The sequence below is a fragment of the Aquisalimonas sp. genome (assembly GCF_007120195.1).
Taxonomy (GTDB): domain Bacteria; phylum Pseudomonadota; class Gammaproteobacteria; order Nitrococcales; family Aquisalimonadaceae; genus Aquisalimonas.
Genome location: NZ_SKOG01000237.1, coordinates 26757 through 33250, shown reverse-complemented (window position 1 = coordinate 33250; position 6494 = coordinate 26757). Strand labels below are relative to the sequence as shown.

The 6494-nt window shown below is 66.0% G+C and carries 7 protein-coding genes; all 7 read left to right on the top strand.

From position 1 onward, the window contains the following. Positions 1–229: 229 nt before the first annotated feature. The 7 genes from holA (at position 230) to rng (ending at position 6386) form a co-directional block, all read left to right on the top strand. A complete protein-coding gene (gene holA / locus QZT63_RS16885) occupies positions 230–1261 on the top strand; it encodes a DNA polymerase III subunit delta (protein WP_290652749.1) in 1032 nt (343 codons plus the stop codon). A gap of 73 nt (positions 1262–1334) precedes the next feature. Then, positions 1335–2615, top strand: coding sequence for a glutamate-5-semialdehyde dehydrogenase (locus QZT63_RS16880; RefSeq protein WP_290652747.1), 1281 nt, complete (start codon positions 1335–1337; stop codon positions 2613–2615). A gap of 30 nt (positions 2616–2645) precedes the next feature. Further along, entirely contained in the window at positions 2646–3314 is a 669-nt protein-coding gene (nadD, locus tag QZT63_RS16875; protein ID WP_290652745.1) for a nicotinate-nucleotide adenylyltransferase, read from the top strand. 87 nt (positions 3315–3401) lie between these two features. Then, positions 3402–3752 carry a ribosome silencing factor gene (rsfS, locus tag QZT63_RS16870; RefSeq protein WP_290652753.1) on the top strand — a complete coding sequence of 117 codons (351 nt, stop codon included), beginning with the start codon at positions 3402–3404 and terminating at the stop codon, positions 3750–3752. A gap of 2 nt (positions 3753–3754) precedes the next feature. Then, positions 3755–4222 carry a 23S rRNA (pseudouridine(1915)-N(3))-methyltransferase RlmH gene (rlmH, locus tag QZT63_RS16865; RefSeq protein WP_290652743.1) on the top strand — a complete coding sequence of 156 codons (468 nt, stop codon included), beginning with the start codon at positions 3755–3757 and terminating at the stop codon, positions 4220–4222. Positions 4223–4311: 89 nt separating this feature from the next. Beyond that, complete coding sequence (locus tag QZT63_RS16860) at positions 4312–4911, top strand: Maf family protein (protein WP_290652741.1); 600 nt, start codon at positions 4312–4314, stop codon at positions 4909–4911. Beyond that, on the top strand, positions 4911–6386 hold the full coding sequence (rng, locus tag QZT63_RS16855; protein WP_290652739.1) for a ribonuclease G: 1476 nt from the start codon (positions 4911–4913) through the stop codon (positions 6384–6386). The genes QZT63_RS16860 and rng overlap by 1 nt, the downstream gene beginning before the upstream one ends. The last annotated feature ends 108 nt before the right edge of the window (positions 6387–6494 follow it).

Here is a 6494-nt window from a genome sequence, read left to right as displayed (position 1 = left end):
CCTTTTTGTTGGCGGAACGCGTACAGGCGACAGTCGGCGAATAGACAGGACACCAGCGTCCTGTCCCGCAAATAACGTTACGATTGTCGCGGCCCTGACGGCCCCTGGCGGCGTTGCGCCTCCTCGCCGTAGTCCCCGCTACGCCTCGTCGGCGCGCCTTGCCGGGAACCGTCAGGATCCACGCCAATTTTCGCAACTTATTTACGGGACAGGACACTAGGGTAGCGGCATGCGGCTAAAGCCGGAACAGGTTGCTGAGGCCTTGGGCCAGCGCTTGGCGCCTGTGTGGTTGATCACCGGCGACGAACCCCTGCTCGTGGGCGAAGCGGTGGATGCCGTGCGTGGTGCGGCACGGGAGGCCGGCCATACGGAACGCGAGGTGCTGGAGGCGGAGTCCGGCTTCGAGTGGCACCGCCTGGCCGCAGCCGTCGACAACCTGTCCCTATTCGGTGACCGGCGCATCGTCGAGCTGCGTGTGCGCACGGGCAAGCCGGGTCAGGCCGGCAGCCGGGCGATCATCGATTTCTGCGAGAACACGCCCGAGGATACCGTGCTCATCATCACCGCACCGCGCCTGGATGCCGGCAGCAGCAAGGGCGCCTGGGTGCAGGCGGTGGACAATACTGGCGCTGTGGTCCAGGTTTGGCCGCCGGAAGCCGGGCAACTCCCAGGCTGGCTGGAGCAGCGGCTGCGCCGCGCCGGATTCGAGCCCACGCGGGAGGCTGTGCAGCTGCTGGCGGAGCGCAGCGAAGGCAACCTGCTGGCGGCGGTGCAGGAAATCGAGAAGCTGCGCCTGCTGGTTGCGGGCGGGCGGTTGGATGCCGAGGCCATCCGCTATGCCGTCGCCGACAGCGCCCGATTTGATGTTTTCGATCTCACGGCGGCAGCACTCCAAGGCGAGGTCGCCCGCTGCGCGCGCATCGTGGGCGGACTTCGGGAAGAGGGCGTCGATCCGACGCTGGTTCTCTGGGCGCTGGCGCGGGAGGTGCGTATCGTCTCTCAGGTGATCGCCGCACCGCAGCACTCGGAGCAGATCCTGCGGCGCAACGGCGTGTTCGGTCGGCGCAAGGGCCAGCTCCAGCGTGCCGCCCAGCGTGGCGGTCAGCGCCGCTGGCAGGCACTGCTGGTGCGCTGTGCGCGGGTGGACCGTGTCGTCAAGGGCGTTGCCGCGGGAAGGCCGTGGGACGAGTTGTTACAATTGAGTATTGCCGTCGCCGGGGGGCGTATCCCCCGCGGCGCTGGGCGCGCGGTGCGCGCATGAACCGATACATACCGATACATACTGACGGGTCCGCTGGGGCGGCCTGCCAGCCACCAGGGCCGGGACGATCACCATGACTGTTATCGCAGAGACCACGCAGAACATTCGCGAATACATGACCACGCTCGGTCGCAAGGCCCGCTCGGCCGGTCGTGCCATGGCCCGGGCGGAGACTGCCGCCAAGGACCGTGCCCTGGCCGCCATGGCCGATGCCGTCGACGCACAGGCGGCGCGGCTCGCCGAGGAGAACGCCCGGGATGTGGCGGCTGGGCGGGAGCGGGGTTTGGACGCGGCGCTGCTGGATCGCCTGGAACTAACGCCGGAGCGTGTCAGCGCCATGGCGGACGGATTGCGGGAGATCGCCGCGCTGCCCGATCCGGTCGGCGCCATCGACGATCTGCGTAGCCGGCCGTCCGGCATTCACGTGGGGCGCATGCGGGTGCCTTTGGGTGTTATCGGGATCATCTACGAATCGCGGCCCAACGTGACCGCCGACGCCGCGGGCTTGTGTCTGAAGTCGGGCAATGCCGCCATACTGCGCGGCGGCTCCGAGGCCCTGCATTCCAACCGGGCGATTGCCGAGTGCATCCGGGCCGGTCTGGATACCGCCGGGCTGCCCATGGACGCCGTGCAAGTGGTGGACACCACCGACCGCGAGGCTGTGGGCCATCTCATTACCATGACCGAAAACGTGGATGTCATTGTCCCACGGGGCGGCAAGGGTCTGATCGAGCGCATCAGCCGCGATGCCAGCGTGCCGGTGATCAAGCACCTGGACGGCGTGTGCCACGTCTATATCGACGACGCCGCCGATCCGGAGAAGGCCATCGCCGTGGCCTTCAACGCCAAGACCCACCGGTACGGCACATGCAACACCATGGAAACATTGCTGGTCGCCGACTCAGCGGCCGAGGGGATCCTGCCCCCGCTGGCGGAGCGGTTTCGCCTCGCCGGGGTCGAGCTTCGCGGGTGCCCCCGCAGCCGCCGGCTGGTGCCGACGATGAGCGTCGCCACCGATGACGACTGGGGTACCGAGTATCTTGGGCCGGTGCTGGCCGTGCGCGTGGTCCAGGACCTGGACGCGGCCATGGAGCACATCAACACCTGGAGCTCCGGGCATACCGAGTCGATCGTCACGCAGGACTGGAGCCGCGCCCAGCGTTTTCTGCGCGAGGTGGACTCCAGCTCGGTGATGGTCAACGCCTCCACGCGTTTTGCCGACGGCTTCGAGTACGGCCTGGGGGCGGAGATTGGTATCAGCACCGACAAGCTCCACGCCCGAGGCCCCGTGGGCCTCGAAGGACTGACCTCGCAGAAGTGGATCGTCCTCGGGGACGGCCATGTGCGGGGATAACCCCCGCGGGTGGCGCAGCAGGGGCGTTGGGTGAGCGGCGCAGCGACCCCGCTCGTGGGCATGTTCGGCGGCACGTTTGACCCCGTGCACAACGCGCACCTGCGTGCGGCGTTGGATATCGTCGAGGCAGGTCACCTGGAGCAGCTGCGGTTGATTCCCTGCCATGTGCCGCCCCATCGCGGGGACCCCGAGGTCACCACCCGCCAACGCCTTGCCATGCTTCGCCTGGCAGTTCGGGGCGAGCCCCGGTTGGTCGTGGACGAGCGCGAGCTGCAGCGCGACGGGCCGTCCTACACTGCCGATACCCTGGCCACACTGCAGAGTGATTTTCCCCACGCCCATCTATGCCTGCTGCTGGGCACGGACAGTTTTATCAGCCTGCCGACATGGGAGCGCTGGCGGGAGCTCGCCGAGTACGCCCATGTCATTGTTATGACACGCCCTGATTACGATGCCCTGGCGCTGCCGGCGGCCCTGGGGCAGTGGCTGCGCGGGCGCGAGGTTGCCGAATGGCGGCCGTTGCGGGAACACCGCGCGGGATATGTCCTGCATCAGGACGTCACGGCGATGGCGGTTTCCGCCACGGCGATACGGGACCGGCTAAGGCAGGGGCGATCGGGACGCTACCTGTTGCCCGATGCGGTGTGGGATTATATACGCGACAATGGGTTGTATGGGGCCGGCGCAGATGCCGGCTGAACGGGAGTGTAAGCCGACGGCAAACAACCGTCGTGGAGGTGGATCATCAGCGCAGTCGATCAGATCGAGACGCTGGACTGGGCGGCGCTGCGGGACGTGGTGCTGACCTCGCTGGAGGATATGAAGGCCGTTGAGCCGATGGTGCTGGACGTGCGCGGCAAGACGGGGATTACAGACATCATGGTCGTGGCGTCCGGGAACTCCGGCCGGCACGTCAAGGCGATCGCCGCCCGGGTTGTGGAGGATGCCAAGGATCGCGGCTTACGCCCCCTGGGGGTTGAAGGCGAGGAGAGCGCTGAATGGGTACTGGTCGATCTTGGTGACGTGGTGGTCCACGTCATGGTGCCCAAGATGCGCGATCTGTATCGCCTCGAGCGCATCTGGGGGATTGACGAGTCCGAGGACTCGATCCCCCCGACAGGGGATCTTCAGGCCTGAGCATGTGGGTTCAACTCACGGCGGTCGGGCAAAAGATGCCCCGCTGGGTCGCGGATGGCTACGGCGAGTACGCCGGCCGCATGCCGCGTGAAATGTCTCTGGAGCTGCGCGAAGTGGCGCCGGGGGACCGTGGCCGGGGCGGCCGGCAGGCACGCGCCCGGAAGGTCGAGGGGAAGCGGTTGCTCCGGGCCGTCCCCCGAGGCGCCCGGCTCATTGCCCTGGATGGCGGTGGCCGCAGCCTCACGACGCAAGCACTTGCCGAGCAGATGCGCGGCTGGCTGCAGGATGGACGCGGCGTCGCCTTGCTTGTGGGCGGTCCGGACGGGCTCGACGCCGCATGCCTGGACGCCGCGGAGCAGCACTGGTCGCTGTCGCCGCTGACGTTGCCGCACATGCTCGTGCGTGTGCTGGTGGCCGAGCAACTCTATCGGTCCTGGACCATCCTGAGCGGGCACCCGTATCACAAATAGGCGCTTCACAAATAGGCGCGATTGGCGCTCGAGGCGCGATCCGCGTTGGCCCGAGAGATCAAACATCCAGCTGTCTTCTGAGGTGCATCATGGCTTCTGACACACCCGCCGAGATCTACCTGGCGTCGCATTCGCCGCGCCGCCGGGAGTTGCTGCAGCAGATAGGATTGGCGTACACGCCGCTGGATGTGGCCGTGGACGAAACCTATGACGAGTACGAGAGTTCGGAGGTCTTCGTCATCCGCCTGGCTTTGGCCAAGGCGCGTGCCGGGTGGGCGCAGGTGGCAGACACGGCGCCGATGCCGGTGCTGGGCGCCGATACGGTCGTTGTCCTGGATGATCGGGTCCTCGGCAAGCCGGAAGGTCGCGCCGAGGCGATGGCCATGCTGCATGCTTTGTCGGGCAACGAGCACCAGGTGCTAACGGGCGTCGCCCTGGTGGACGATCGCGAGGCCACGCGGCTGAGTGTTAATCGGGTGCGGTTCCGCGAGCTGACGGAGGCGGACATCGAACGCTACTGGGCCTCGGGCGAGCCCATGGGCAAGGCCGGTGCCTATGCCATCCAGGGCCGGGGTGGCGTGTTTTGCGAACACCTGGAGGGAAGCTATTCGGGGGTGATGGGGCTGCCGTTGTTCGAAACCTCGGATCTGCTGGACGAATTCGCAATCGACTATCGTCGGCACTGGTAATGTCCCAGGAAATCCTGATGAACTGCACGCCCCAGGAAACGCGCGTGGCTGTGGTGGAGAACGGTGTTCTGCAAGAGGTCTCGGTGGAACGCGCGCGCCGCCGGGGGCTGGTTGGCAACATCTACAAGGGCTGGGTTCAGCGGGTGCTGCCTGGCATGCAGGCCGCCTTTATCGAGGTCGGGCTGGAGCGTACCGCTTTTCTGCATGCCTCCGATGTGGCCGTGGCGTCGGACAGCGAAGCCGGTGAAACCCGGCTGCGGGGCCCCGTGCCGGACATTCAGGCCCTGCTGCACGATGGCCAGGAAATCATCGTTCAGGTGATCAAGGACCCCATGGGAAGCAAGGGTGCGCGGCTGACGACCCACTTGACGATTCCCTCACGCTATCTGGTCATGCTCCCGCGCAGCCGCAATCTGGGTGTCTCTGCACGGATCGAGGACGCCGCCGAGCGCGAGCGGCTGCGAACGATCGGTCAGCGGTTCCTCGAGGAAGGCGATCCCGGCGGCTATATCATTCGAACCGCCGCCGAGCGGGCCTCCGAAGCGGCGCTCGAGGCCGACCGGAGGTTTCTGTGCAAGCTTTGGGAAGACGTTGCCGCGCGCGCTCAGGAGGCGTCTGCCGGCGTGTGCGTCCACGAGGACCTGCCACTGGTGCTGCGCTCACTGCGGGACATCATGAGCACCGAGGTCGAGCGCATTCGTGTGGACTCTCGGGAGAACTTCCACAAGGTCCACGCTTTCTGCGAACAGTTCTTTCCGGAAATGACCGCACGGGTGCAGGCGTATTCCGGGGAGCGGCCGCTATTCGACTTCTACGGCGTCGAGGAGGAAATCCAGCGGGCACTCTCACGCAAGGTGGAGCTCAAGTCCGGGGGGTATCTGATGATCGATCAGACCGAGGCGCTGACCACCATCGACGTGAACACGGGTGCGTACGTGGGGCGGCGCAACCTGGAAGAGACCATTTTCAAGACCAACCTGGAGGCAGCCCAGGGCATCGCGCGCCAAGTGCGCCTGCGCAATCTCGGCGGCATTATCATTATCGACTTCATCGACATGCAGGACCCCGAACACAAACGCCAGGTGCTGCGGGCGCTGGAGAGGTGCCTCGAGAAAGACTATGCCAAGACCCAGATCAGCGGCGTCTCGGCACTGGGGCTGGTGGAGATGACGCGTAAGCGCACCCGCGAATCCCTGGAACACGTCCTCTGTGCCGCGTGTCCAACCTGTCAAGGTCGCGGTTTCGTGAAGACCCCCGAGACAGTCTGCTACGAAATCTTTCGTGAACTCATGCGGGAAGCGCGGCAGTTTGAAGCCGACCAGATGCTGGTGGTTGCTGCGCGGTCGGTCGTGGACCTCATGGTGGAAGATGAGAGCATGAGCGTGGCGGAACTGGAGGAATTCATCGGCCGACCGATTACGTTTCAGGCTGAACCCTTATATGCGCAGGATCAGTTCGACGTCGTGCTGATGTAGCGCGAAAGTCCGCCGTTGCCGCGCGTCTGCGGTACGGCCCCCTGGAAGCATCTCAGCATGACCTATGTCACACACAATTCCCCACCCCCGGGTTGCCAACACCCCGGG